The following is a 25,103-nucleotide window of genomic DNA, read 5'->3' on the forward strand; positions in this document are numbered from 1 at the left end:
CAAAAGGCTAGTCAGCACGCGGGTGCGGGCGGCGAGGGATGTATTTCAAGGTTTTTGGCGTGGCCAGGAGGGTGGGTGTCAGGCGGAAATGGACAAGTATCCATTTTGTGACTGATAAGTTGTATACAACTCTATAGACATTTGTCCTATGTCTTGCATACAGTGTGCGCATAACAAAAACCAGGGAACCCCCTCCATGAAAACGCCCCATGTTTCACACCAACGGCCCGAGGACGAAAATCTTGGGATCGGCGCGAATATGGCTTATGGCCTGCAACATGTTCTGACCATGTATGGCGGTATCGTCGCGGTGCCATTGATCATCGGCCAGGCGGCCGGGCTCTCGCCGGCGGACATCGGTTTGTTGATTGCTGCTTCATTGTTTGCGGGGGGGCTGGCAACGCTGCTGCAAACCCTGGGTTTACCGTTTTTTGGTTGTCAATTGCCGCTGGTGCAGGGCGTATCCTTCTCCGGCGTCGCGACCATGGTGGCGATTGTCAGCAGTGGCGGGGAGGGCGGGTTTCAATCGGTGCTGGGGGCGGTGATAGCGGCGTCCCTGATCGGGTTACTGATAACCCCGGTGTTCTCGCGTATCACCAAGTTTTTCCCGCCGCTGGTGACCGGCATCGTGATTACCACCATCGGCCTGACGCTGATGCCGGTAGCCGCGCGCTGGGCAATGGGCGGCAACAGCCATGCGCCGGACTTCGGCAGCATGGCGAACATCGGTCTGGCGGCGGTAACGCTGGTGCTGGTACTGCTGCTGAGCAAAATCGGCAGTGCGACCATCTCTCGCCTGTCGATTCTGTTGGCCATGGTCATTGGTACGGTGATCGCGGTGTTCCTTGGCATGGCGGATTTCTCGTCCGTAACCCAGGGCCCGATGTTCGGCTTCCCGACGCCGTTCCACTTCGGCATGCCGACCTTTCACTTTGCTGCGATCCTGTCGATGTGCATCGTGGTGATGGTGACGCTGGTGGAGACCTCGGCGGACATTCTGGCCGTCGGCGAGATCATCGGCACCAAAGTTGACTCCAAGCGCCTGGGCAACGGTCTGCGCGCCGACATGCTGTCGAGCATGTTCGCGCCGATCTTCGGTTCCTTCACCCAGAGCGCCTTCGCCCAGAACGTCGGTCTGGTGGCGGTCACCGGCATCAAGAGCCGCTACGTGGTGGCAACCGGCGGTCTGTTCCTGGTGATCCTCGGTCTGCTGCCCTTCATGGGCCGGGTCATCGCCGCCGTACCGACCTCCGTATTGGGTGGCGCTGGCATCGTGCTGTTCGGTACCGTCGCGGCCAGCGGCATTCGGACCTTGTCCAAGGTCGACTACCGCAACAACGTCAACCTGATCATCGTCGCGACCTCGATTGGCTTCGGCATGATCCCGATCGCGGCACCTAGCTTCTACGATCACTTCCCGAGCTGGTTTGCGACCATTTTCCATTCGGGCATCAGTTCTTCGGCAATCATGGCCATCGTGCTGAACCTGACCTTCAACCATCTGACTGCCGGTAACTCCGACCAGCAATCGGTGTTTGCGGCCGGTACCGAGCGGGTGTTGCGTTATCAGGATCTGGCGGCGTTGCGTGAAGGGGACTACTTCAGCGACGGTAAACTGCATGATTGCGACGGCAAGGAGATTCCGGTGCTGGAATCGGAACATGGCGTGGCAGAACCACGGGCGGTGCACACGAAAAGCAGTGAGCATGTCTGACGTTCACGGCAACTGAAAAAAGCCGATCTGTCGAATAGACAGATCGGCTTTTTGCTTTTCAGGCGTTGGCTTTTCAATCGACCACAAAAAAGCCCCTGGATCTTTCGATTCAGGGGCTTTTCGATGTTGCTGTCTGGCTCCACGACCTGGACTCGAACCAGGGACCCAGTGATTAACAGTCACTTGCTCTACCAACTGAGCTATCGCGGAATGGCGCGTATCTTACTGATTCAAAAAGAGAAGTCAAGCACCGAATAACAATTTGAGCGAATCATCGGGACGGGCGGTGGTTTAGCGGCGATTGGCGGTTACCAGGATCGCCCCAGAGGTCTACCATGGCTGCCCGGAAGTGGTGACACGCGCTGCCGGCCATTCGCCGAAAAGGTACGCGCCATGAATCATTTGACCCTCACACCTCGACGCCACGGGATGCACCCATGAGCATCTCTCAGATCAGCCTGCCCAAAGGTGTCGGCCCCCACGCCGAAAAGTTGTTCGACGCCATCACTCAGGCCGGCACCGCTGAAGCATTGAACCGTGCTGGCGGCAAGGCCGAAGGTTTTGTCCTGGGCCTGGAAAGCACTAAAGCGATCAAGAGTCAGGTCGCTGAATCGCTGTATGTCGCCTACGACGACGCTGCCAGCCAGCGCGCGACCGAACTGGCTTAACCGCCGAAGGTAATCGTGCCAAGCATCAGTTTGGCGTAGAGCGCCGTGGCACCCAATTGCACCAGCCATAGGGCCAGGCCGCCGAGAAACACACCGGCGGCCACTTGCATCACCAGGTTGTTGCCGCGTTTTGCCGGGGCGCGTGGGGTGAAGTGATCCAGGTCATCCAGGTCATCGCGGTCGGCGCGCAGGTCGTCGTTTTTCATATGGGTTCTCGCAGAAATTCCAGGGTGTATTCAAACCTGTGGGAGCGAGCTTGCTCGCGATGAGGGCATCACATTCAACATTGATGTTGGCAGGACAATCGCTATCGCGAGCAAGCTCGCTCCCACAGTGGATAGTTGTGTGCAGTTTAGAGGGCTCGCTCTAGTTGCCGAAAATTATCTGTGACAAATAAAAAACGGGAAGCACCATGGCTTCCCGTTTTTCATTTCAAGGTGTCATCAGATGACTTGGACGATAGCGTCCGTCACAACCTTGATGTTGCTCTGGTTCAACGCGGCCACGCAGATGCGGCCGGTGTCCAGGGCGTAGATGCCGAACTCGTTGCGCAGGCGGTGAACTTGCTCAACCGTCAGGCCGGAGTAGGAGAACATGCCGCACTGACGACCGACGAAGCTGAAATCGCGCTGAGGCGCTTTTTGTGCCAGCAGGTCGACCATCTGGGTACGCATGCCACGAATGCGCAGGCGCATTTCGGCCAGTTCGGCTTCCCACTGGGCGCGCAGTTCCGGGCTGTTCAGCACTGCAGCGACAACGCTGGCACCGTGGGTCGGCGGGTTGGAGTAGTTGGTGCGGATCACGCGTTTGACTTGCGACAACACGCGCGCGCTTTCTTCTTTCGATTCGCTGACGATCGACAGGGCACCCACGCGCTCGCCGTACAGCGAGAACGACTTGGAGAAGGAGCTGGAGGCGAAGAAAGTCAGGCCCGACTCGGCAAACAGGCGTACGGCAGCGGCGTCTTCGTCGATGCCATCGCCGAAGCCCTGGTAGGCCATGTCGAGGAACGGCACGTGGCCTTTGGCTTTGACCACGTCCAGGACGTTTTTCCAGTCCGCCGGGCTCAGGTCCACGCCGGTCGGGTTATGGCAGCAGGCATGCAGCACAATGATCGAGCCGTTTGGCAGCGCGTTCAGGTCTTCCAGCATGCCGGTACGGTTCACGTCGTGGGTCGCGGCGTCGTAGTAACGGTAGTTCTGCACCGGGAAACCGGCGGTTTCGAACAGCGCGCGGTGGTTTTCCCAGCTCGGGTCGCTGATCGCCACAACGGCGTTCGGCAGCAGTTGCTTGAGGAAGTCGGCACCGATTTTCAGTGCGCCAGTACCGCCAACGGCCTGGGTGGTGATTACACGGCCGGCAGCGATCAGTGGCGAATCATTGCCGAACAGCAGCTTTTGCACAGCCTGGTCGTAGGCGGCGATACCGTCGATTGGCAGGTAGCCACGGGAAACGTGTTGAGCGGCGCGAATGGTTTCGGCTTCGACAACGGCGCGCAGGAGTGGAATTCGCCCCTCCTCGTTGCAGTAAACACCGACCCCCAGGTTGACTTTGTTGGTCCGGGTATCGGCGTTGAATGCTTCGTTGAGGCCCAGGATTGGATCGCGTGGTGCCATTTCGACAGCGGAGAACAGGCTCATTATTGCGGCGGCTCTGAATGGAGTGTGGAGGGACGTGTCGCGCTCCAGCCGAATGCACTAGAGCGGTGCACAAACGGGGAGCTAGTATAGAGGCCATCCGCGATCAATGGCGACAGGCTATTCGGCTTTTAAGGTAAGTTTTTCCGATTATTTTGCGACCGTTAGTCGAAAGGCGTCGGCAATGGTTTTGCGCGATGTAGGACGTTTGCCTTGAAAGCGCTGGCAATCGGCTCCACATTGAGCACAATCCAGTTTTTTCTTCGGGCGACATCGGTCGTTTGCGGTCTTTCTCGTTCGTGCCGGTTTTGCCGGCAAGAGTGATCCAGAGGTATTTCATGTCTGAATTCCAGCTAGTCACCCGTTTCGAGCCCGCCGGCGATCAGCCGGAAGCCATCCGCCTGATGGTCGAGGGCATCGAAGCCGGGCTGGCGCACCAGACGCTGCTCGGTGTGACCGGCTCGGGCAAGACGTTCAGCATCGCCAATGTGATCGCCCAGGTGCAGCGCCCGACCCTGGTGCTGGCGCCGAACAAGACCCTGGCGGCGCAGTTGTACGGAGAGTTCAAGGCGTTCTTCCCGAACAACGCGGTGGAGTATTTCGTTTCCTACTACGACTACTACCAGCCTGAAGCCTACGTGCCGTCCTCGGACACCTTCATCGAGAAGGATGCATCGATCAACGACCACATCGAGCAGATGCGTTTGTCGGCGACCAAGGCATTGCTCGAGCGCAAGGACGCGATCATCGTCACCACGGTGTCGTGCATCTACGGTCTGGGCAGCCCGGAAACCTATCTGAAGATGGTGTTGCACGTGGATCGCGGCGACCGGCTCGACCAGCGCGAATTGCTGCGACGCCTGGCTGACCTGCAATACACCCGCAATGACATGGATTTTGCCCGTGCGACCTTCCGCGTGCGTGGCGATGTGATCGATATCCACCCGGCGGAATCCGACTTCGAGGCGATCCGCATCGAGCTCTTTGACGATGAAGTGGAAAGCCTGTCGGCGTTCGATCCGCTCACCGGTGAAGTCATTCGCAAACTGCCGCGCTTCACCTTCTACCCGAAGAGCCACTACGTGACGCCACGGGAAACCCTGATGGGCGCGGTCGAGGGCATCAAGGTCGAGTTGCAGGAGCGTCTGGAATACCTGCGCTCCAACAACAAACTGGTTGAAGCCCAGCGCCTGGAGCAGCGTACCCGTTTCGATCTGGAGATGATTCTCGAACTGGGTTATTGCAACGGCATCGAAAACTACTCGCGCTATCTGTCCGGTCGCGAAGCCGGCGCGGCACCACCAACCCTTTACGATTACCTGCCTGCCGATGCTTTGCTGGTGATCGACGAGTCCCACGTCAGCGTTCCGCAGGTCGGTGCGATGTACAAAGGCGACCGTTCGCGTAAAGAGACACTGGTGGAATACGGTTTCCGCTTGCCTTCAGCGCTGGATAACCGGCCGATGCGTTTCGATGAATGGGAAAGCATCAGCCCGCAGACGATTTTCGTCTCGGCGACCCCGGGCAACTACGAAGCCGAACACGCTGGCCGCGTCATTGACATGGTGGTGCGCCCGACCGGGCTGGTGGACCCACAAATCGAGATTCGCCCGGCACTGACCCAGGTCGACGACTTGCTGTCGGAAATCACCAAGCGCGTCGCTCTGGAAGAGCGAGTGCTGGTCACGACACTGACCAAGCGCATGGCCGAAGACTTGACTGATTATTTGGCCGATCACGGTGTGCGCGTGCGCTATTTGCACTCGGACATCGACACCGTGGAGCGGGTCGAGATCATCCGTGATCTGCGCCTGGGTACTTTCGATGTGCTGGTGGGGATCAACCTGCTGCGCGAAGGCCTGGATATGCCGGAAGTGTCGCTGGTGGCGATCCTCGATGCCGACAAGGAAGGTTTCCTGCGTTCCGAGCGCTCACTGATCCAGACCATCGGGCGTGCGGCACGTAACCTCAATGGCCGGGCGATTCTGTATGCCGACCGGATTACCGGTTCCATGGAGCGCGCGATCGGCGAAACCGAGCGCCGTCGCGACAAGCAGATCGCCTTCAACCTGGCCAACGGCATCACCCCCAAAGGTGTGTTCAAGGACGTCGCCGACATCATGGAAGGCGCCACCGTGCCGGGTTCGCGCAGCAAGAAGCGCAAGGGCATGGCCAAGGCTGCGGAAGAGAACGCCAAATACGAAGCGGAGTTGCGCTCGCCGGGCGAGATCGCCAAGCGTATCAAGGCCTTGGAAGAGAAGATGTATGCGTTGGCGCGCGATCTGGAGTTTGAAGCGGCGGCGCAGATGCGCGATGAGATTGGCAAGTTGCGCGAGCGGTTGATTACTGTTTGATTTGTAGTGTCTGAACTGGCCTCATCGCGAGCAAGCTTGCTCCCACAAGGTTCGGTGTGATCCCTGTGGGAGCGAGCTTGCTCGCGATGAGGCCGATCAGGGCGCTGCAAGTATCAATTAGTGTGCTTCCCCAGCCTTCAACCCCTCCGGCAACTTCTTGGTCAGCAACACCGCCACCATGCTGATCCCCAACGCAATCCCGACAAAATGAAACGCATCGTTGTAGGCCATGATCGAGGCCTGCTGGTGGGCGATCTCGCTGAGTTTGCCCAGGGCTGCCGTTTCATTGCCCAGCCTGTCAGCCAGTGAGGCGATCCGTTCAGCGACCTGCGGATTGCTCGGCACGATGGATTCACGCAGGTAATCAAAGTAAACCTTGGTCCGCGCATCCAGCAGCGTGGCGAGCAGGGCGATGCCGATGGCGCCGCCGAGGTTGCGCAGGATGTTGAACAGGCTCGAGGCCGATCCCGCATCCTGGGGCAGGATGTAAGCGGTGGCGATCAGCGAGATGGTGACCATGATCAGTGGTTGGCCCAGGGCGCGGATGATCTGGATCTGATTGAACTGCGGCCCGGCAAAGTCCGGGTTCAACACGCCCGAAGAGAAACTCGCCAACCCGAATAGCCCGAAGCCCAGTGTGCACAGCCATTTGGGCGAGACGTATTTCATCAACTTGGGCACCAGCGGAATCAGAAACAGCTGTGGCACGCCCATCCACATGATCACTTCGCCGATCTGCAGGGCGTTGTAGTTCTGGATCTGCGCCAGGTACAGCGGCAACAGGTAGATCGAGCCGTACAGCCCGACCCCCATCCCGACACTGGAAATGCTTGATAAGCCAAAGTTGCGATTGCGCAGGATGCCGAGGTTGATCAGCGGATTGGGTTTGGAGGTCTGCACGATCACAAAGCTGATCAGGCTGACCAGTGCGATGCTGCCCAGGGTTACGATCAGGCTCGATTCCAGCCAGTCCTTGCGATGGCCTTCCTCCAGAAACACCTGCAAGCAACCGAGCCCGACGCCGAGGGTGAGAATGCCGGCATAGTCGGTGCTTTTCAGCAATTCCCAGTGGGCTGCTTTTTTCTCCAGGCCGTACATCAGGCCGGCGATCATGATCAGGCCAGGCGGGATGTTGATGTAGAAAATGTATTCCCAGCCCCAGTTTTCCGTCAGCCAGCCGCCGAGGGTCGGGCCGATGGAGGGCGCGAAGGTGGCGGTCATGGCGAACATGGCCATGCCTTTGGCGCGGTGGTGTTCCGGGAGCTTGATCAGGGTCAGGGTGAACGCCAGCGGAATCAGCGCGCCACCGGTAAAGCCTTGCAGGGCGCGGAACACAATCATGCTTTCCAGGCTCCACGCCATGGAGCAGAGCAGGGACGCGACCAGGAATCCGAGGGACACCCACACCGCCAGGCGCCGCGCCGACAGCAGCTGCACGAGCCAGGCGGTGAGCGGGATCATGATGATTTCCGCCACCAGGTACGAGGTGGAAATCCACGAACCTTCTTCCAGGGTCGCCGACAGTGCACCCTGGATGTCCTTGAGCGAGGAGTTGGTGATCTGGATGTCCAGCACCGCCATGAACGCACCGAGCATCACGCTCATCACCGCAATCCAGTCCCGCCGGGTCGGTTCGCCGACCGGGCGGATCAGTTGATCACCGGCCATCGTCAGGGGCGTCTTTGTGGCTCACTTTGGGGGTGATTTCTTCAGGGGTGTCCTTGATGTTCACCTTGGCGGTGACCGACATGCCCGGGCGGATCTTGCCGCGTAGCGGATTGTCCGCGGCGAAGGTCAGTTTGACCGGAATCCGTTGTACGACTTTGGTGAAGTTGCCCGTGGCATTGTCCGGCGGCAACAGGCTGAACTGCGCGCCCGAGGCGGCGAACAGGCTGTCGACCCGGGCTTTGATCGGGGTGTCGCTGTAGGCGTCGAAGGTCAGTTCGGCTTCCTGGCCGGGTTGCATGTGGCCAATCTGGGTTTCCTTGAAATTGGCCTGAATCCAGATGTCTTCGTCCGGCACGATCGACAACAGGTAAGCGCCGGCCTGCACATATTGGCCTTCGCGGGCTGCACGCTGGCCGATCAGGCCGCTGATGGGGGCATGGATTTCGCTGCGGGTCAGGTTCAGTTCGGCCTGGGCCAGGTCGGTTTTGGCGTTGGCGATCTGCGCGTCGAGGCGTTTGATCTCTGCATTCAGCGCATTGACCTGCTGGCGCTGGCTTTGCGCGTCGGCCTGGGCCTTGGCCACTTGCGAGCGTGCGATGTGGTTGTCGGCGGAGAGGGTGGTCACCCGTTCTTCCGAGATATAGCCGGGTTTGCGCAAGGTCTCGGCGCGGGTCAGGTCGATCTGCGAGCGACCCAGGCTGGCCTGGCTGGACGCGACCTGCGCTTCACTGGCGGCAATCAGGCTGGCCTGCTGGGTCAGTTTACTCTGGGCTTGCAGGCGTTCGGCCTGGCGGGTGGCCAGGGCGGCATTGGCGCGGTCGACAGCGAGGCGGAAGTCGTCGCCTTCGAGTTTGACCAGCAACTGGCCTTTCTCGACATGCTGGTTGTCCTGCACCAGCACCTGATCGATACGCGCGCCCAATTGGCTCGACACGCGGGTGATCTCGCCCTGGACATAAGCGTTGTCGGTGCTTTCATAAAAGCGCCCCTTCAAGAGCCAATGGGCAAACAGGCCCCCGGCAACCAACAGGACAATCAGCAGGAACGAGAAGAGGCGACGCTTGAGTTGGGCAGGCATGGGGCAAACTGTAGTCGAGAAATTGTAAGAGAAGTTATCAGCGGGCAAATCTGGCATACAGCCGATAAGCGGTAAATGCTGTCGGCTGATTTTCGGCCATTCACCTCCCTATACGGGCGTTACAGACGCAACCTTGGCTTAAATGCCCTGTTCACTGGAGCCGGGCGGGTGTCGCCTGTTACCATTCGCGCCTTGTTTGAACTTCGCTTTTATTCTTTTCGAGACATGCCATGACCACCGTCCGCACTCGCATCGCGCCATCGCCTACCGGGGATCCCCACGTAGGTACCGCCTATATCGCCTTGTTCAACTACTGCTTTGCCAAGCAGCACGGCGGTGAGTTCATCCTGCGGATCGAAGACACTGACCAGCTGCGTTCGACCCGCGAGTCCGAACAGCAGATTTTCGACGCCTTGCGCTGGCTCGGGATCGACTGGAGCGAAGGCCCGGATGTCGGCGGCCCGCACGGTCCGTACCGTCAAAGCGAGCGCGGCGACATTTACCAGAAGTATTGCCAGCAACTGGTCGAAATGGGCCATGCCTTCCCGTGCTTCTGCACCGCCGAAGAGCTGGACCAGATGCGCGCCGAGCAGATGGCTCGCGGCGAAACCCCGCGTTATGACGGCCGCGCGCTGCTGCTGTCCAAGGAAGAGGTCGCCCGTCGCCTTGCCGCTGGCGAGCCCCACGTTATCCGCATGAAAGTACCGAGCGAAGGCGTCTGCGTGGTGCCGGACATGCTCCGTGGCGACGTTGAAATCCCGTGGGACCGTATGGACATGCAAGTCCTGATGAAGACCGACGGCCTGCCGACCTACTTCCTGGCCAACGTGGTCGACGACCACCTGATGGGCATCACCCACGTATTGCGTGGCGAAGAATGGCTGCCATCGGCACCGAAGCTGATCCTGCTTTACGAATACTTCGGCTGGGAACAGCCGGAGCTGTGCTACATGCCGCTGCTGCGTAACCCGGACAAGAGCAAGCTGTCCAAGCGCAAGAACCCGACCTCGGTGACGTTCTACGAGCGCATGGGCTTCATGCCGGAAGCGATGCTCAACTACCTGGGTCGCATGGGCTGGTCGATGCCGGACGAGCGCGAGAAGTTCTCGCTGCAGGAAATGGTCGACAACTTCGACCTCAAGCGCGTGTCCCTCGGTGGGCCGATCTTCGACATCGAGAAGCTGTCGTGGCTCAACGGCCAGTGGCTGCGCGACCTGCCGGTGGAAGAGTTCGCCGCGCGCGTGCAGAAGTGGGCGTTCAATTCCGAATACATGATGAAGATCGCACCGCACGTACAGGGCCGGGTCGAAACCTTCAGCCAGGTGGCACCGCTGGCCGGGTTCTTCTTTGCCGGTGGCGTGAACCCGGATGCGAAGTTGTTCGAATCGAAGAAGCTGTCGGGTGATCAGGTTCGTCAGTTGATGCAGTTGATCCTGTGGAAGCTCGAAAGCCTGCGTCAGTGGGAAAAGGACAGCATCACCGCGACCATTCAGGCGGTGGTCGAATCCCTGGAGCTGAAGCTGCGTGATGCCATGCCGCTGATGTTCGCTGCGATCACTGGCCAGGCCAGCTCGGTGTCGGTGCTCGATGCGATGGAAATCCTCGGGCCGGACCTGACCCGTTTCCGTCTGCGCCAGGCTATTGACCTGCTGGGCGGCGTGTCGAAGAAAGAAAACAAGGAGTGGGAAAAGCTGTTGGGCGCGATTGCCTGACACGCTTGATGAAGGGCTGATGGCCATTGTGTGTGCCCGTCGTTGGGCGCGCAGTGGTCCTCAGACCCCGATTTTTCGGGGGGGAGGGCGGTAAGTGATTGTTATGTCGGCAAAAAATTTTAATTTTTTTGAAAAATAAGTTTGACAGGCTTTCGATACGCCCTTAAGATTCGCCCCGTCCTCAGCGATGACATCAACGATGAGGGGCTATAGCTCAGCTGGGAGAGCGCTTGCATGGCATGCAAGAGGTCGACGGTTCGATCCCGTCTAGCTCCACCAATTTACACTTCAAGGTCTGGCCACACCGGCCTTGAAGCGATCAGATCTCAGCACTGATCAGTTGTATAGAAGGGTTTGCGTCCCCTTCGTCTAGTGGCCTAGGACACCGCCCTTTCACGGCGGTAACAGGGGTTCGAGTCCCCTAGGGGACGCCAGTTTTACAGAAGCGATGTTGCAAGATGTCGCTCCGCCGAGAGGCGAAAAATCCGGGGCTATAGCTCAGCTGGGAGAGCGCCTGCATGGCATGCAGGAGGTCAGCGGTTCGATCCCGCTTAGCTCCACCAATTTTACAGTTCAAGGTCTGGCCACACCGGCCTTGAATCGATCAGCACTCAGCACTGATCAGTTGTATAGAAGGGTTTGTGTCCCCTTCGTCTAGTGGCCTAGGACACCGCCCTTTCACGGCGGTAACAGGGGTTCGAGTCCCCTAGGGGACGCCACGATTACCCGCTCTGCGGGATTTATAAGGGTCATTCAATTATTGAATGGCCCTTTTGTTTGTCTGGCGTTTGGCCAAATTCCTCCATTTCCAGAATTTCCAAAAAAACTGTTCTTCAGACCAGCGGTCACGGCCATGACTTGCTAAAATTTATTATGAGAATAATATTTCAATCGTAATATTCGGAGGCAACGATGAACGATAAAAAAGCCCAAACCCGCGAACGCATCCTCAAGGCTGCCAGCGCAGCGCTGATTCAGCGCGGCCCGGCCGAGCCAAGCGTGGGCGAAGTGATGGGCGCGGCGGGCCTGACGGTCGGCGGCTTCTACGCCCACTTCGAAAGCAAGGACGCGATGATGCTGGAGGCGTTCAGGCAATTGCTCGGTCACCGCCGTGACTTGATTGCCGACATGGACGCGGAGTTGACCGGCGAAGAGCGCCGCGCGCTGGTGGCGGCGTTCTATCTGTCGCGCAAGCACCGTGATTCCTCCGAATCGGCCTGTCCGATCCCGGCATCGGTCGGCGAACTGGGGCGGCTGCCGGAAGCGTTTCGTGTTGCGCTCAATGAGCATGTGGAATTGATGGTCGCGCAGTTGGCGGCCAGCCCTGAAGAAACCGAAAAAGCCCTAGCCGACATGGCCTTGATGGTGGGTGGGCTGGCTCTGGCGCGGGCGCTGGGGCCAGGAGAGTTGTCCGATCGATTACTGCGCGCCGCCAAATCGGCGGTGCGTTGACCTGAAGGCTGCGGCCTGAGGAGAATGCGATGAGCACGTTAAAGTGGGTTCGTGGCGTTAATGGCACCTTGGGCTGGTTTGCCCCGAAACTGGTCGCAAGCAAAATGCGACAGGCGTTCATGACGCCACGGGATCTGCCGCTGCGTGACTGGGAGCTGCCACTGTTGGCCAAGTCCGAGCGGGTCACCCTGCGTTTCGGTCTCTCGGCCTTGCGATGGGGTCAGGGCCCGGCAGTATTGCTGATGCATGGCTGGGAAGGGCGGCCGACGCAGTTTGCCAGCCTCATCACCGCGCTGGTCGATGCCGGTTACTCGGTCGTGGCCCTGGATGGTCCGGCCCACGGTCGCTCACCGGGCAGTGAAGCGAATGTGGTGCTGTTCGCCCGCGCCATGCTGGAAGCAGCCGCCGAACTGCCACCCCTGCAAGCGGTCATCGGCCACTCCATGGGCGGCGCCAGTGCGATGCTCGCGGTCCAGTTGGGCCTGCGCACCGAAACCCTGGTCAGCATTGCGGCCCCGGCGAGGATTCTTGGTGTGTTGCGTGGTTTTGCCCGTTATGTCGGGCTGCCACCGAAGGCCCGTTCGGCGTTCATTCGCCAGGTCGAGCAAGACGTCGGCATGCGAGCCGCGACGCTGGATGTCGCGCACTATCAACTCGACATGCCCGGCCTGATTGTCCACGCCGAAGACGACAACTTTGTCTCTGTGAAGGAATCCCAGCTGATCCATGAAGCCTGGTTCGACAGCCGCTTGTTGCGTTTGAAAGACGGTGGTCATCAGCGAGTGTTGGCCGACCCTCGGGTGATTGATGGCGTGTTATCACTGCTGGCCGGGCGCAGTCTGCAATCACGCCAATCCGCCTGAGCTTCCGTTACACTGCCCCGGTCGAAATTATCTGACCAGGGAGTCGGGCATGGGCTGGGATCGGGAAACGCCGTTCATCATTGATCTGCAAGTGAGCGCCGAGGACATTGACGGGTTGGGGCACGCGAACAACGCGGTCTACGTGACCTGGCTCGAACGCTGTGCCTGGCGCCACTCCCAGCGTCTTGGCCTGGACCTGGTCGAGTATCGGCGGCTGGACCGGGCGATGGCGGTGGTGCGGCACGAGATCGATTACCTGGCGGCAGCCTATGAGGACGATGAGTTGCAATTGGCGACCTGGATCGTCGATTGGGATCAGCGCCTTAAAATGACCCGGCACTTCCAGTTGGTCCGCCCCAGCGACAACACCACGCTATTGCGCGCGCAGACCACCTTCGTCTGCATCGAACTGTCCACGGGCAAGCCCAAGCGCATGCCGGCGGAGTTCATCGAGGGTTATGGCCCGGCGTTGCAAACCCCGGCCTGACACTGGTTCTTGTGGCGAGGGGGCTTGCCCCCGTTCGGCTGCGAAGCAGTCGCAAAACCTGTCGATGCATTTTATCTGACGAAATGCCGGGGCCGCTTCGCGACCCAACGGGGGCAAGCCCCCTCGCCACAAGGGTATGCGCAAGTCTTTCGCTCGATTATCCAGTAAACTGCCGCACGTTTTTCCTCGAGTGTGTTTTTCATGCAAATTGCTTTGGCGCCCATGGAGGGGTTGGTCGACGACATCCTGCGCGATGTGCTGACCCGTGTGGGTGGTATTGACTGGTGCGTGACCGAGTTCATTCGGGTCAACGACCAGTTGCTCACGCCTGCCTATTTCCACAAGTTCGGTCCGGAGTTGCTCAACGGTGCCCGGACGGCCTCCGGTGTGCCGCTGCGTGTGCAACTGCTCGGTTCCGATCCTGTGTGCCTGGCGGAAAATGCCGCGCTGGCTTGTGAGCTGGGCTCCGAAGTAATCGACCTGAACTTCGGCTGTCCGGCCAAGACCGTCAACAAATCCCGTGGTGGTGCGGTATTGCTCAAGGAACCCGAGCTGCTCAACCAGATCGTCGAGCACGTCCGTCGTGCCGTCCCCGCGCACATTCCAGTCACCGCCAAGATGCGCCTGGGCTTCGACAGCCCGGACGGCTCGCTGGTGTGTGCCACGGCCCTGGCCGAAGGCGGTGCCGAACATATCGTGGTGCATGCGCGGACCAAGGTCGACGGCTACAAGCCGCCGGCACACTGGGAGTGGATTCCGCGGGTGCAGGACGTGGTCAAGGTGCCGGTGTTCGCCAATGGCGACATCTGGAGCGTCGAAGACTGGCGTCGTTGCCGCGAGATCAGCGGCGTGGAAGACATCATGCTCGGTCGCGGCCTGGTTTCGCGTCCGGATCTCGCCCGGCAGATCGCCGCGGCGCGGGCCGGTGAAGAGGTGGTCGAGATGACCTGGGCCGAGTTGTTGCCGCTGATCCAGGACTTCTGGCTGCAAGCCAAGGCACAAATGACGCCACGCCAGTCGCCGGGCCGCCTGAAGCAATGGCTGGCGATGCTGACCCGCAATTATCCCGAGGCGGTAGAGCTCTTTACCGTGCTGCGTCGTGAGACCGAGCCGGATAACGTCTCGCGTTTGCTGGGGCTGCCGGTGGCGGAAGCGGCCTGAAATTTTTTGTAAAAAAAGCAGAAAACAATCTCTTGAAATGCAATCAGCGGTCCCTATTTAAGGATTACGCGATGCCGAATTCGGGTCGCGGAGACAAAAAACCTTGCTGATTGTTTTCAGGAGATTTGCATCATGGCTACTACATTATCCTTGGCCCCACTGTTCCGTTCCTCGGTAGGTTTCGACCGTTTCAACGACCTGTTCGAGACCGCCCTGCGCAACGAGCCAGGCAGCAGCTATCCACCCTATAACGTGGAGAAACACGGCGACGATCAATACCGCATCGTAATTGCCGCGGCCGGTTTCCAGGAAGAAGATCTGGAGCTCGAAGTCGAGAAAGGTGTGCTGACCATCAGTGGCGGTAAACGCGACGCGAACGAAGACGTCACTTATCTGTATCAGGGCATTGCCCAGCGTGCGTTCAAGCTGTCCTTCCGTCTGGCGGACCACATCGAGATCAAGGCTGCCGGCCTGAGCAACGGTCTGTTGAGCATCGACCTGCTACGGGTGATTCCGGAAGAGGCGAAAGCCAAGCGCATCCCGATCAACGGGACGCAAAAGCCGGCTCTGCAACACTGAGTCGGAGCAAGAAGAAGGGCGCCATTGGCGCCCTTTTTTGTGCCTGTCACTTCAGCAGTTTTTGAAACTCCTCCACCGGCAGCGGCAGGCTGTGCAAATACCCTTGGTAGAAGTGACACTCCAGCCCCTGCAGGAACTCAAGCTGCTCCGCTGTTTCGACCCCTTCGGCTATCACTTTCAAATCCAGGCTGTGGGCCATGGCGACGATGGCGCGGATGATCTCGGCGTCGTTCGGGTCGCTGGTGGCGTCGCGGATGAATGACTTGTCGATTTTCAGGGTGTCGACCGGCAAGCGCTTGAGGTAGGTCAGCGAGGAGTAGCCAGTGCCGAAGTCGTCCATGGCGAAGCTGACACCGAGTTTTTTCAGACGGCGCATTTTGCTGATGGTGTCTTCCAGGTTCTGGATCACGATGCCTTCGGTGATTTCCAGTTTCAACAGAGAGCAGGGCAGGCCATAGGTGTTCAGGCTGTTTTCGACACGTTCGACGAAATCGTTCTGGCGGAACTGGCGCGGGCTGATGTTCACGCACAGGCTGAATTTATACGGATTCACCAGACCGTCGTCGATCAACCGTTTGAAGGCCTGGCAGGCTTCGTCGAGGATCCAGGTGCCGACCTCCAGAATCAGTCCGCTGTCTTCCAGCACCTTGATGAACTCGGCGGGTGACTGCGGGCCGAGTTCCGGATGATTCCAGCGCACCAGGGCCTCGGCACCGACGATGCGGTCGCCCCGGGCGTCGACCTGGGGTTGGTAATGCACGCGAAACTCGCCCCGGGAAAGGGCCAGGCGCAGGTCGGTTTCCATGCGCAGGCGTTCGCTCGCGGCCTTCTGCATGGTGTTGTGGTACATCTGCGTGGTATTGCGACCCGAGTCCTTGGCGCGATAGAGCGCGATGTCGGCGCGCTTGAGCAGGTCGGTCGGGGTCGAGCCGTGATCGGGGATCAGCGCAATGCCGATGCTGGGTGTCACTTGCAGGCGCTGGCCGTCGAGGAACATCGGTTCGGACAGCAGCTCGCGGATGGTGTCGGCCACTTCGCGAACCTGTTCACTGACCTCGCTGCGCGAGCCTTCGAGGCCGCTGAGCAGTACCACGAATTCGTCACCGCCCAGGCGCGCAACGGTGTCCTCCATGCGCACGCTGGCCTCCAGGCGCGCGGTGATGATTTTCAGCACGGTATCGCCCACCGGGTGCCCGAGGGAGTCGTTGATGTGCTTGAAATGGTCGAGGTCGAGGAACATCAGCGCGCCCCGCAGGTTATGCCGTTTGAGCAGGGCGATCTGCTGGCTCAGGCGGTCCATCAGCAAGGCACGGTTGGGCAGGTTGGTCAGTGGGTCGTGATAGGCCAGGTGGCGGATCTGCGCTTCGGCGTTTTTCAGCAGGCTGACGTCGCGCGCGGTCAGCAGCAGGCAGGCGGTTTCATTGAGGGTGATCGGTTCCACCGAGACTTCGACGGTGAGCAGTTCGCCGCGCTTGTTGCGCCCGAGCATTTCCTGGTGATGAACCCGTCCCTTGATCTGCAATTCGGCCAGCAGCGCCGAGCGTTGTTTTTCTTCGGCCCAAATCCCGACCTGGTACACCGTGCGGCCCACCACCTCCTCGGCGCGGTAGCCGGTCAGGCGGCAGAAGCCGTCGTTGACCTCCAGATAGCGTCCGGTGTCGCGCTCCGTGATGGTGATGGCGTCGGGGCTGGAGTGGAAGGCCTTGGCGAATTTCTCTTCACTGGCCTTGAGCGCCGCTTCCGAGCGCTGTTGCTGGGTGATATCGCGCAGGGTGGTGACGATGCAGGGCTGGTCGCCGACGCTGATCTGGCGGCTGGAAATCACACAAGTCAGGGTCTGTCCTTCCTTGTGCTGGACCAGAATGGCCACGTTGTTCAGGCCTTGTTCGCGGATCACTTGTTCGATTCGTCGCAGGCTTTTCGCCGAAGCGTCCCACAGGCCGATTTCGTCGGCGCTGCGGCCGATCACATCGGCGGTGCTCCAGCCGAAGGTCTGGGTGAAGCTGGAGTTGATTTCAATGAACTGGCCGGAGTCCTGGCGGGTGACGCAGATCGGATCGGGGCTGACCTGGAACAGCGTGGCGAATTTCTCTTCGGAGGCCACCAGCCGTTGTTCGCGCTCCACCTGATCAGTGATGTCGAGCAAGGTGCCGGCCATACGCACCGGCACACCGTTGTCATCGCGGTAGAGGCGGGCACGGCTTTCCAGATAGCGCGAGGTGCCGTCGGGCAATTGCACGCGGTAGGTCAATTGATAGTTGCCGGCCGGGCCTTCACGCAGACTGCGGTAAGCGTCGCGCATGGTGTCGCGTTCTTCGCCGGGTACGCCTTCGAAGAACTCGTCGAAGGACTCGTGGAAGGGCTTGGCGTCCAGACCGTGCAGTTGGGCGGCCCGTGCCGATCCGTAGAGCATGCCGCTGGGAATGTGCCAGTCCCAGGTGCCGAGTTGCGCCGAGTCCAGTGCCAGGTCGAGGCGTTCCTGGCTGTCCTTGAGGGCCTGTTCGGCGACTTTGCGCTCGGTGGTGTCAAGGAACGTGCTCAGTAGATAGGGCTGGCCTTCGAGCTCGACCTTTTGCGCACTGAGGATGCCGTCGTGGACCTGGCCATTGCTGGCGCGAAACTGCACTTCCATGCTGACCAGGTCGCCTTTGGCTTTGGTGGCCTTGACCAGTTCGGCCCGTTGTTCGGGATGCACCCACAGGCCCAGTTCTAGGGTGGTGCGGCCGATCGCGTTTTGCACCGGCCAGCCGAACAGGCTTTCGAAATACTGGTTGGCTTCGGTGATCAGGCCGTCTTCCTGGCGGGTCAGCAGGACCATGTTGGGGCACAGGTGGAACAGGGTGGCGAAGCGTTTTTCCGAGCTGCTCAACGCCTGTTCGCGCTGGCGCTGGTGGGTAATCTCGCGGATTACACCGATCATCCGTGGCCGGCCGTGCTTGTCCGGTAACAGGCTGCCGCTGATTTCCAGCCAGTGCAGGCTGCCATCGGGCCAGCGGATGCGGTGATGCATCGCTTGCTCCAGCGGTGCGCCAGCGATGACTGCGTGGAACGCGCGAACGGTTTTCGCGCGATCCTCCGGAGGCAGCAAGTCGAGGTATTCCAGATCCGATGGCAACGGTTTGCGGGGATCGAAGCCGAACAGCGCCTGCGTGCCCCGGGACCAACTGATCTTTCCGCGCTCGATGTCCCAATACCACGCACCCAAGCGCGCGCCGTTGAGCGCGGCCAACAATTGCGGGGCACTTTCCCAGCTCTGTTCGGAGCTTTTCGGGTCAAGTGCCTGTATACGCGGCATTGGCGGAATACGGTCAACAGATTTGGGCATTGGCAAGCCTTGGGCTGAATGGGCGTTTGGGGCAGGAATTCGCGGCTCTACAGGATTAGCACAGCTTAGCCTTGAGTCCCTGGCTGATCGAGTTGAGCGTCCAGCAAGGCCATGAAGGCCCGCGCAGCATTCGACAGCGTCCTTTCTGTGTGCAAGATATAGCCTAGCTGGCGAGTGAGCTGTATGCCCGGCAAAGGTATGCGCGCCACCTGGTCATCGAGCATGGTGCGCGGCAAAACGCTCCAGGCCAGGCCGATCGAGACCATCATCTTGATGGTTTCCAGGTAGTTGGTGCTCATGGCGATGTTTGGCGTCAGGCCCTGGGCTTCAAACAGCCGCTGCACAATGTGGTGGGTAAAGGTATTGCCACCGGGGAAGACCGCCGGGTGTCGGGCGATGTCCGCCAGGCTGACCTTGCCGTTATTGAGCAACGAATGCTCCGGGGCAACCACGAAATCCAGCGGGTCGTCCCATACCGGGGTGGCCTTGACCAGCGCATGGGGTTCTGGCGCCAGGGTAATGACCGCCAGTTCGGCGCGGCCATGGAGAATTTCCTCGTAGGCCACTTCCGAATCGAGGAACTGAATATCCAGCGCCACTTGTGGGTAGAGTCGGGTGAACTCCCTCAGCAAGGGCGGCAAACGGTGCAAGCCGATGTGGTGACTGGTGGCCAGGGTCAGACGGCCGGTCACCTCGCCGGTGAGGTTGGTCAGGGCTCTGCGCGTATCATCGAGGACATTGAGAATCTGATAAGCCCGCGGCAGCAGGGCGCGCCCGGCCTCGGTCAGGCCCACTTCACGACCCAGACGGTCGAACAACCGCACCTTCAATTGCTGCTCCAGCCCGGCGATGCGCTTGCTGATGGCCGGCTGGGTCAGGTGCAGCCGTTCCCCGGCGCCGGAGAAGCTTCCGGTCTCGGCGATGGCAATAAAGGCATTGAGGTTGGCCAGGTCCATAGTTGCATTCCAGTTGGTTATCCAAAGCATAAAAAATATGAATTTGAGTTATTTAATGTAACCCCATAGGATCAGCCTCACAAGCCAAGGGGTTATTGAGTCGCTCAAGACCCAGGGCATAGAAACAAGCTGATGAGGAAACCGTCTGATGGCCGGCAAAACGCTCTACGACAAGCTCTGGGATTCGCATTTGGTCAAGCAGCGCGACGATGGCTCTGCGCTGATCTACATCGATCGTCACATCATCCACGAAGTGACCTCGCCGCAAGCCTTCGAAGGCCTGCGTCTGGCCGGCCGCAAGCCATGGCGCATCGATGCCAACATCGCGACCCCGGACCACAACGTACCGACCACGCCGGAGCGCAAGGGTGGCATCGACGCCATCGTTGACCAGGTTTCGCGCCTGCAAGTCCAGACCCTCGATGACAACTGCGATGAATACGGCATCGTCGAGTTCAAGATGAACGACGTTCGCCAGGGCATCGTCCATGTCATCGGCCCGGAGCAAGGCGCAACCTTGCCCGGCATGACCGTGGTCTGCGGCGACTCCCATACCTCGACCCATGGCGCATTCGGCGCATTGGCTCACGGTATCGGCACTTCCGAGGTCGAGCATGTGCTCGCCACCCAGTGCCTGGTCGCCAAGAAAATGAAAAACATGCTGGTGCGCGTCGAAGGCCAATTGCCGTTCGGCGTGACCGCCAAGGACATCGTGCTCGCGGTGATCGGTAAGATCGGCACCGCCGGCGGTAACGGCCACGCCATCGAGTTCGCCGGCAGCGCGATTCGCGACCTGTCCGTCGAAGGCCGCATGACCATCTGCAACATGTCCATCGAGGCCGGCGCTCGCGTAGGCCTGGTGGCTGCGGACGAAAAAACCGTGGCTTACGTCAAGGGCCGTCCATTTGCCCCGAAAGGCGCGGAATGGGACCTGGCCGTTGAAGCCTGGAAAGACCTGGTGTCTGACGCCGATGCCACGTTTGATACGGTTGTCGAGCTCGATGCGACCCAGATCAAGCCGCAAGTCAGCTGGGGTACTTCGCCTGAGATGGTGCTGGCGGTAGACCAGAACGTGCCGGATCCTGCGAAGGAAATGGACCTGGTCAAGCGCGACTCCATCGTCCGTGCCTTGAAGTACATGGGTTTGACCGCCAATCAGGCGATCACCGACATTCAGCTCGACCGCGTGTTCATCGGTTCCTGCACCAACTCGCGGATTGAAGATCTGCGTGCGGCTGCCGTGATCGCCAAGGGCCGTAAAGTGGCCTCGACCATCAAGCAGGCCATCGTGGTGCCGGGCTCGGGCCTGGTTAAAGCCCAGGCTGAATCGGAAGGCCTGGACAAGATTTTCCTCGAAGCCGGTTTCGAATGGCGTGAGCCGGGTTGCTCGATGTGCCTGGCGATGAACCCGGACCGACTGGAGTCCGGTGAGCATTGCGCCTCGACCTCCAACCGTAACTTCGAAGGCCGTCAGGGTGCCGGTGGTCGTACTCACCTCGTCAGCCCGGCCATGGCCGCGGCCGCTGCTATAAACGGTCGTTTCGTCGACGTCCGTGAATTGATCTGAAGGAGCGCAGCATGAAAGCTTTTACCCAGCACACTGGTCTTGTCGCGCCTTTGGATCGTGCCAACGTCGACACCGACCAGATCATCCCGAAGCAGTTCCTGAAGTCGATCAAACGCACGGGCTTTGGCCCGAACCTGTTCGATGAATGGCGCTACCTGGATGTGGGCCAGCCTTACCAGGACAACTCCAAGCGTCCGCTGAACAAGGACTTCGTCCTCAACGCCGAACGTTACCAGGGCGCCAGCGTGTTGCTGGCCCGCGAGAACTTCGGTTGCGGCTCCAGCCGTGAACACGCGCCGTGGGCGCTGGAAGAGTACGGTTTCCGCAGCATCATCGCGCCGAGCTATGCCGACATCTTCTTCAACAACAGCTTTAAGAACGGCTTGCTGCCGATCATCTTGAGCGACGCCGAAGTCGACGAACTGTTCCAGCAGGTCGAGGCCAATCCGGGCTATCAGTTGCAGGTTGACCTGCAGGCCCAGACCGTGACCCGTCCGGATGGCAAGGTGTTGAGCTTTGAGATTGATGCGTTTCGCAAGCATTGCCTGTTGAACGGCCTGGACGATATCGGCCTGACCTTGCAGGACGGCGATGCGATTGCGGCATTTGAGGCCAAGCATCGTGCGAGCCAGCCTTGGTTGTTTCGCGACGCTTGAATTTGCGTAAGGCGTAATGACGCCATCGCGAGCAAGCTCGCTCCCACATTGGATTTGCAGCGTAAACAAAACCTGTGGGAGCGAGCTTGCTCGCGATGAGGCCAGAACAGACACCCCAAGACTCACCCCAAAAAGGAAGTCCCCATGACCAGCACCGCCCAGCACAGCCAGGTAGTTCAAAAGCAATTCGGTGAACAGGCCTCGGCCTACCTGAGCAGCGCCGTACACGCTCAGGGCACCGAATTCGCGCTGCTACAGGCCGAACTGGCGGGGCAGGGCGAGGCCAGGGTCCTGGATCTGGGGTGCGGCGCCGGTCACGTGAGTTTTCACGTAGCCTCATTGGTGAAAGAGGTGGTGGCCTACGACCTGTCGCAGCAAATGCTCGACGTGGTCGCTGCCGCTGCTGTCGACCGTGGCTTGAGCAACGTAACCACGGTCAACGGTGCCGCCGAGCGCCTGCCGTTCGCCGATGGCGAATTCGATTTCGTCTTCAGCCGCTATTCGGCGCACCATTGGAGCGACCTGGGCGTGGCCCTGCGGGAGGTGCGTCGAGTCCTGAAGCCGGGCGGTGTGGCGGCGTTCGTCGACGTGTTGTCACCGGGTAGCCCGCTGTTCGACACTTACCTGCAAAGCGTCGAAGTGCTGCGCGATACCAGCCATGTGCGCGATTATTCCGCTGGCGAGTGGTTGCGCCAGGTCAGCGAGGCGGGGCTGCACACCCGCAGTACCACCCGTCAGCGCTTGCGCCTGGAATACAACAGCTGGGTCGAGCGCATGCGCACACCGCAAGTGATGCGCGCGGCGATCCGCGAGTTGCAGCAGTCGATGGGCAATGAAGTACGCGAATATTTTGAGATTGAGGCCGATGGTTCGTTCAGTACGGATGTGCTGGTACTGATGGCCGAGCGATAGAATTTTTCCGGGTGCGCCCAAGGCGCACCGACTGATGACATGAGGAAAGCATGAGCAAGCAGATTCTGATTCTCCCAGGTGACGGTATTGGCCCGGAAATCATGGCCGAAGCGGTCAAGGTGCTGGAATTGGCCAGCGACAAGTTCGCATTGGGTTTCGAGCTGAGCTTTGATGTGATCGGTGGCGCTGCCATCGACAAGCACGGCGTGCCGTTGGCCGACGAGACCCTGGAGCGTGCCCGCGCGGCCGACGCCGTGTTGCTGGGCGCCGTTGGCGGCCCGAAATGGGATGCCATCGAACGTGACATCCGCCCTGAACGCGGTCTGCTGAAAATCCGTGCGCAACTGGGCCTGTTCGGCAACCTGCGTCCGGCGATCCTGTACCCGCAACTGGCCGAGGCTTCCAGCCTGAAGCCGGAAATCGTGGCCGGCCTGGACATTCTGATCGTTCGCGAGCTGACCGGCGGCATCTACTTCGGCGCGCCTCGTGGTACCCGTACCCTGGAAAACGGCGAGCGTCAGTCCTATGACACCCTGCCGTACAGCGAAAGCGAAATCCGCCGCATCGCCCGTGTCGGTTTCGACATGGCCATGGTCCGTGGCAAGAAGCTGTGCTCGGTGGACAAGGCCAACGTACTGGCCTCCAGCCAACTGTGGCGTGAAGTGGTCGAACAAGTGGCCAAGGATTATCCTGAAGTCGAACTGAGCCACATGTACGTCGACAACGCCGCGATGCAGCTGGTGCGCGCACCGAAGCAGTTCGACGTGATCGTTACCGACAACATGTTCGGCGACATCCTGTCCGACCAGGCCTCGATGCTCACCGGTTCCATCGGCATGCTGCCGTCGGCGTCCCTGGACACCAACAACAAGGGCATGTACGAGCCGTGCCACGGTTCGGCCCCGGACATCGCGGGCAAGGGCATCGCCAACCCGCTGGCGACCATTTTGTCGGTGTCGATGATGTTGCGTTACAGCTTCAACCAGCAGGCCGCGGCCGATGCCATCGAGAAAGCCGTCAGCCTGGTGCTGGATCAGGGCTTGCGCACCGGTGACATCTGGTCGGCCGGTTGCACCAAAGTCGGTACGCAGGAAATGGGTGACGCAGTAGTCGCCGCGCTGCGGAATCTGTAATCTCTCGGGCCCGCTGCCAAATTCAAGACAAGGTAGCGGTCCACATTTCAAGAAGGTGTAGTTGCGATGAAACGTGTAGGTCTGATCGGTTGGCGCGGCATGGTCGGTTCCGTGCTCATGCAGCGGATGCTGGAAGAGCAGGATTTCGATCTTATCGAGCCGGTGTTTTTCACCACTTCCAATGTCGGTGGCCAAGGCCCGTCCGTGGGCAAGGAGATTGCTCCGCTCAAGGACGCTTACAGCATTGAAGAGCTGAAAACCCTCGACGTGATTCTGACCTGCCAGGGTGGCGACTACACCAGCGAAGTCTTCCCCAAGCTGCGTGAAGCCGGCTGGCAGGGTTACTGGATCGACGCCGCTTCCAGCCTGCGTATGCAGGATGATGCGGTGATCGTTCTGGATCCGGTCAACCGCAAGGTCATCGACCAGCAGTTGGATGCGGGCACCAAGAACTACATCGGCGGCAACTGCACCGTCAGCCTGATGCTGATGGGCCTCGGTGGCCTGTTCGAAGCTGGCCTGGTGGAGTGGATGAGCGCCATGACTTATCAGGCGGCCTCCGGTGCCGGCGCGCAGAACATGCGTGAACTGATCAAGCAAATGGGCGCGACCCACGCCGCTGTTGCCGATCAACTGGCCGATCCGGCCAGCGCGATCCTCGACATCGACCGCCGTGTGGCTGAAGCCATGCGCAGCGACGCTTACCCGACTGAAAACTTCGGCGTACCGTTGGCCGGCAGCCTGATCCCGTGGATCGACAAGGAACTGCCGAACGGTCAGAGCCGCGAAGAGTGGAAGGCCCAGGCCGAGACCAACAAGATCCTCGGTCGCTTCAAGAGCCCGATCCCGGTCGATGGCATCTGCGTGCGCATCGGCGCCATGCGCTGCCACAGCCAGGCACTGACCATCAAGCTGAACAAAGACGTACCGATCGCTGATATCGAAGGGTTGATCAGCCAGCACAATCCTTGGGTCAAGCTGGTGCCGAACAACCGCGAAACCAGCATTCAGGAGCTGAGCCCGAACAAGGTCACCGGCACCCTGAACATCCCGGTTGGCCGTCTGCGCAAGCTGAACATGGGTTCGCAATTCGTCGGCGCGTTTACCGTCGGCGACCAGCTGCTGTGGGGCGCGGCCGAACCGCTGCGTCGCATGCTGCGGATCCTGCTTGAGCGTTGATC

Annotated in this window: 20 protein-coding genes and 5 tRNA genes; 18 read left to right on the forward strand and 7 right to left on the reverse strand. The window is 60.1% G+C overall.

From position 1 onward, the window contains the following. The first annotated feature begins 196 nt into the window (after window positions 1-196). Window positions 197-1,714: a nucleobase:cation symporter-2 family protein gene (locus tag AC1RS8_RS12250; RefSeq protein ID WP_489340136.1), complete on the forward strand. Its 1,518-nt coding sequence runs from the start codon at window positions 197-199 to the stop codon at window positions 1,712-1,714. A 134-nt stretch (window positions 1,715-1,848) separates the two neighbouring features. On the opposite strand, the gene AC1RS8_RS12255 is transcribed toward AC1RS8_RS12250, so the two are convergent. Continuing rightward, window positions 1,849-1,924 (reverse strand) — tRNA-Asn (locus tag AC1RS8_RS12255). A gap of 227 nt (window positions 1,925-2,151) precedes the next feature. Between AC1RS8_RS12255 and AC1RS8_RS12260 the strand changes: the two genes are divergently transcribed. After that, on the forward strand, window positions 2,152-2,382 hold the full coding sequence (locus tag AC1RS8_RS12260) for a hypothetical protein (protein WP_007978659.1): 231 nt from the start codon (window positions 2,152-2,154) through the stop codon (window positions 2,380-2,382). Here AC1RS8_RS12260 and AC1RS8_RS12265 read toward each other — a convergent pair. Continuing rightward, window positions 2,379-2,588, reverse strand: coding sequence for a hypothetical protein (locus AC1RS8_RS12265; protein WP_057715590.1), 210 nt, complete (start codon window positions 2,586-2,588; stop codon window positions 2,379-2,381). The two genes, AC1RS8_RS12260 and AC1RS8_RS12265, sit on opposite strands and share 4 nt — an antisense overlap. A gap of 237 nt (window positions 2,589-2,825) precedes the next feature. Continuing rightward, window positions 2,826-4,022 (reverse strand): amino acid aminotransferase, encoded by a 1,197-nt coding sequence (locus tag AC1RS8_RS12270; protein ID WP_057715589.1) that lies wholly within the window; start codon window positions 4,020-4,022, stop codon window positions 2,826-2,828. 335 nt (window positions 4,023-4,357) lie between these two features. Between AC1RS8_RS12270 and uvrB the strand changes: the two genes are divergently transcribed. Next, window positions 4,358-6,373, forward strand: coding sequence for an excinuclease ABC subunit UvrB (gene uvrB / locus AC1RS8_RS12275; protein ID WP_057715588.1), 2,016 nt, complete (start codon window positions 4,358-4,360; stop codon window positions 6,371-6,373). A 117-nt stretch (window positions 6,374-6,490) separates the two neighbouring features. Here uvrB and AC1RS8_RS12280 read toward each other — a convergent pair whose 3' ends face one another. Further along, window positions 6,491-8,041 (reverse strand): MDR family MFS transporter, encoded by a 1,551-nt coding sequence (locus tag AC1RS8_RS12280; protein WP_489340137.1) that lies wholly within the window; start codon window positions 8,039-8,041, stop codon window positions 6,491-6,493. Further along, the gene (locus AC1RS8_RS12285; protein WP_057715586.1) at window positions 8,031-9,119 is read right to left on the reverse strand and encodes an HlyD family secretion protein; all 1,089 of its coding nucleotides are present in this window, start codon (window positions 9,117-9,119) and stop codon (window positions 8,031-8,033) included. Before AC1RS8_RS12285 ends, AC1RS8_RS12280 begins: the two co-directional genes overlap by 11 nt. A 230-nt stretch (window positions 9,120-9,349) precedes the next feature. Between AC1RS8_RS12285 and gltX the strand changes: the two genes are divergently transcribed. The 10 genes from gltX (at window position 9,350) to AC1RS8_RS12335 (ending at window position 15,373) form a co-directional block, all read left to right on the forward strand. Next, window positions 9,350-10,831: a glutamate--tRNA ligase gene (gltX, locus tag AC1RS8_RS12290; protein ID WP_090454210.1), complete on the forward strand. Its 1,482-nt coding sequence runs from the start codon at window positions 9,350-9,352 to the stop codon at window positions 10,829-10,831. 203 nt (window positions 10,832-11,034) lie between these two features. Continuing rightward, window positions 11,035-11,110: transfer RNA gene (locus tag AC1RS8_RS12295), tRNA-Ala, on the forward strand. 79 nt (window positions 11,111-11,189) lie between these two features. Continuing rightward, a tRNA-Glu gene (locus AC1RS8_RS12300) sits at window positions 11,190-11,265 on the forward strand. Between the two features lie 53 nt (window positions 11,266-11,318). Beyond that, window positions 11,319-11,394: transfer RNA gene (locus tag AC1RS8_RS12305), tRNA-Ala, on the forward strand. 80 nt (window positions 11,395-11,474) lie between these two features. After that, window positions 11,475-11,550, forward strand: a tRNA-Glu gene (locus AC1RS8_RS12310). Between the two features lie 193 nt (window positions 11,551-11,743). Beyond that, a complete protein-coding gene (locus tag AC1RS8_RS12315) occupies window positions 11,744-12,283 on the forward strand; it encodes a TetR/AcrR family transcriptional regulator (protein ID WP_057715584.1) in 540 nt (179 codons plus the stop codon). A 29-nt stretch (window positions 12,284-12,312) separates the two neighbouring features. After that, window positions 12,313-13,146, forward strand: coding sequence for an alpha/beta fold hydrolase (locus AC1RS8_RS12320; protein ID WP_057715583.1), 834 nt, complete (start codon window positions 12,313-12,315; stop codon window positions 13,144-13,146). A 49-nt stretch (window positions 13,147-13,195) separates the two neighbouring features. Beyond that, a complete protein-coding gene (locus tag AC1RS8_RS12325; RefSeq protein WP_057715582.1) occupies window positions 13,196-13,633 on the forward strand; it encodes an acyl-CoA thioesterase in 438 nt (145 codons plus the stop codon). A 201-nt stretch (window positions 13,634-13,834) separates the two neighbouring features. Beyond that, window positions 13,835-14,794 (forward strand): tRNA dihydrouridine synthase, encoded by a 960-nt coding sequence (locus AC1RS8_RS12330; protein ID WP_489340138.1) that lies wholly within the window; start codon window positions 13,835-13,837, stop codon window positions 14,792-14,794. Between the two features lie 132 nt (window positions 14,795-14,926). After that, entirely contained in the window at window positions 14,927-15,373 is a 447-nt protein-coding gene (locus AC1RS8_RS12335; protein WP_057715580.1) for an Hsp20 family protein, read from the forward strand. A 46-nt stretch (window positions 15,374-15,419) separates the two neighbouring features. Here the strand turns inward: AC1RS8_RS12335 and AC1RS8_RS12340 are convergent, their stop codons facing one another. Then, window positions 15,420-18,698 (reverse strand): PAS domain S-box protein, encoded by a 3,279-nt coding sequence (locus tag AC1RS8_RS12340; RefSeq protein ID WP_057715579.1) that lies wholly within the window; start codon window positions 18,696-18,698, stop codon window positions 15,420-15,422. Window positions 18,699-18,763: 65 nt separating this feature from the next. Next, window positions 18,764-19,654, reverse strand: coding sequence for a LysR family transcriptional regulator (locus AC1RS8_RS12345; RefSeq protein WP_057715578.1), 891 nt, complete (start codon window positions 19,652-19,654; stop codon window positions 18,764-18,766). Between the two features lie 148 nt (window positions 19,655-19,802). Between AC1RS8_RS12345 and leuC the strand changes: the two genes are divergently transcribed. The 5 genes from leuC to asd all read left to right on the forward strand — a co-directional run bounded on the left by leuC (window position 19,803) and on the right by asd (window position 25,101). Then, window positions 19,803-21,221, forward strand: a complete 1,419-nt coding sequence (gene leuC / locus AC1RS8_RS12350) for a 3-isopropylmalate dehydratase large subunit (protein WP_057715577.1) — start codon at window positions 19,803-19,805, stop codon at window positions 21,219-21,221. Between the two features lie 11 nt (window positions 21,222-21,232). Then, a complete protein-coding gene (gene leuD, locus AC1RS8_RS12355) occupies window positions 21,233-21,877 on the forward strand; it encodes a 3-isopropylmalate dehydratase small subunit (protein ID WP_015095895.1) in 645 nt (214 codons plus the stop codon). Window positions 21,878-22,021: 144 nt separating this feature from the next. After that, a complete protein-coding gene (locus AC1RS8_RS12360) occupies window positions 22,022-22,789 on the forward strand; it encodes a class I SAM-dependent methyltransferase (protein ID WP_102668757.1) in 768 nt (255 codons plus the stop codon). 50 nt (window positions 22,790-22,839) lie between these two features. Further along, on the forward strand, window positions 22,840-23,922 hold the full coding sequence (gene leuB / locus AC1RS8_RS12365) for a 3-isopropylmalate dehydrogenase (RefSeq protein ID WP_102668756.1): 1,083 nt from the start codon (window positions 22,840-22,842) through the stop codon (window positions 23,920-23,922). Window positions 23,923-23,988: 66 nt separating this feature from the next. Then, complete coding sequence (gene asd / locus AC1RS8_RS12370; protein ID WP_489340139.1) at window positions 23,989-25,101, forward strand: aspartate-semialdehyde dehydrogenase; 1,113 nt, start codon at window positions 23,989-23,991, stop codon at window positions 25,099-25,101. Window positions 25,102-25,103: the final 2 nt, after the last annotated feature.

The sequence above is a fragment of the Pseudomonas sp. GW821-FHT12A04 genome, assembly GCF_058807755.1.

What these genes read in the sequence shown, in the direction of transcription:
- AC1RS8_RS12250 (WP_489340136.1), top strand. Translation starts at nt 197, where the DNA reads ATGAAAACGCCCCATGTTTCACACCAACGGCCCGAGGACGAAAATCTT.
- AC1RS8_RS12260 (WP_007978659.1), top strand. Translation starts at nt 2,152, where the DNA reads ATGAGCATCTCTCAGATCAGCCTGCCCAAAGGTGTCGGCCCCCACGCC.
- AC1RS8_RS12265 (WP_057715590.1), bottom strand. Translation starts at nt 2,588, where the DNA reads ATGAAAAACGACGACCTGCGCGCCGACCGCGATGACCTGGATGACCTG.
- AC1RS8_RS12270 (WP_057715589.1), bottom strand. Translation starts at nt 4,022, where the DNA reads ATGAGCCTGTTCTCCGCTGTCGAAATGGCACCACGCGATCCAATCCTG.
- uvrB (WP_057715588.1), top strand. Translation starts at nt 4,358, where the DNA reads ATGTCTGAATTCCAGCTAGTCACCCGTTTCGAGCCCGCCGGCGATCAG.
- AC1RS8_RS12280 (WP_489340137.1), bottom strand. Translation starts at nt 8,041, where the DNA reads ATGGCCGGTGATCAACTGATCCGCCCGGTCGGCGAACCGACCCGGCGG.
- AC1RS8_RS12285 (WP_057715586.1), bottom strand. Translation starts at nt 9,119, where the DNA reads ATGCCTGCCCAACTCAAGCGTCGCCTCTTCTCGTTCCTGCTGATTGTC.
- gltX (WP_090454210.1), top strand. Translation starts at nt 9,350, where the DNA reads ATGACCACCGTCCGCACTCGCATCGCGCCATCGCCTACCGGGGATCCC.
- AC1RS8_RS12315 (WP_057715584.1), top strand. Translation starts at nt 11,744, where the DNA reads ATGAACGATAAAAAAGCCCAAACCCGCGAACGCATCCTCAAGGCTGCC.
- AC1RS8_RS12320 (WP_057715583.1), top strand. Translation starts at nt 12,313, where the DNA reads ATGAGCACGTTAAAGTGGGTTCGTGGCGTTAATGGCACCTTGGGCTGG.
- AC1RS8_RS12325 (WP_057715582.1), top strand. Translation starts at nt 13,196, where the DNA reads ATGGGCTGGGATCGGGAAACGCCGTTCATCATTGATCTGCAAGTGAGC.
- AC1RS8_RS12330 (WP_489340138.1), top strand. Translation starts at nt 13,835, where the DNA reads ATGCAAATTGCTTTGGCGCCCATGGAGGGGTTGGTCGACGACATCCTG.
- AC1RS8_RS12335 (WP_057715580.1), top strand. Translation starts at nt 14,927, where the DNA reads ATGGCTACTACATTATCCTTGGCCCCACTGTTCCGTTCCTCGGTAGGT.
- AC1RS8_RS12340 (WP_057715579.1), bottom strand. Translation starts at nt 18,698, where the DNA reads ATGCCCAAATCTGTTGACCGTATTCCGCCAATGCCGCGTATACAGGCA.
- AC1RS8_RS12345 (WP_057715578.1), bottom strand. Translation starts at nt 19,654, where the DNA reads ATGGACCTGGCCAACCTCAATGCCTTTATTGCCATCGCCGAGACCGGA.
- leuC (WP_057715577.1), top strand. Translation starts at nt 19,803, where the DNA reads ATGGCCGGCAAAACGCTCTACGACAAGCTCTGGGATTCGCATTTGGTC.
- leuD (WP_015095895.1), top strand. Translation starts at nt 21,233, where the DNA reads ATGAAAGCTTTTACCCAGCACACTGGTCTTGTCGCGCCTTTGGATCGT.
- AC1RS8_RS12360 (WP_102668757.1), top strand. Translation starts at nt 22,022, where the DNA reads ATGACCAGCACCGCCCAGCACAGCCAGGTAGTTCAAAAGCAATTCGGT.
- leuB (WP_102668756.1), top strand. Translation starts at nt 22,840, where the DNA reads ATGAGCAAGCAGATTCTGATTCTCCCAGGTGACGGTATTGGCCCGGAA.
- asd (WP_489340139.1), top strand. Translation starts at nt 23,989, where the DNA reads ATGAAACGTGTAGGTCTGATCGGTTGGCGCGGCATGGTCGGTTCCGTG.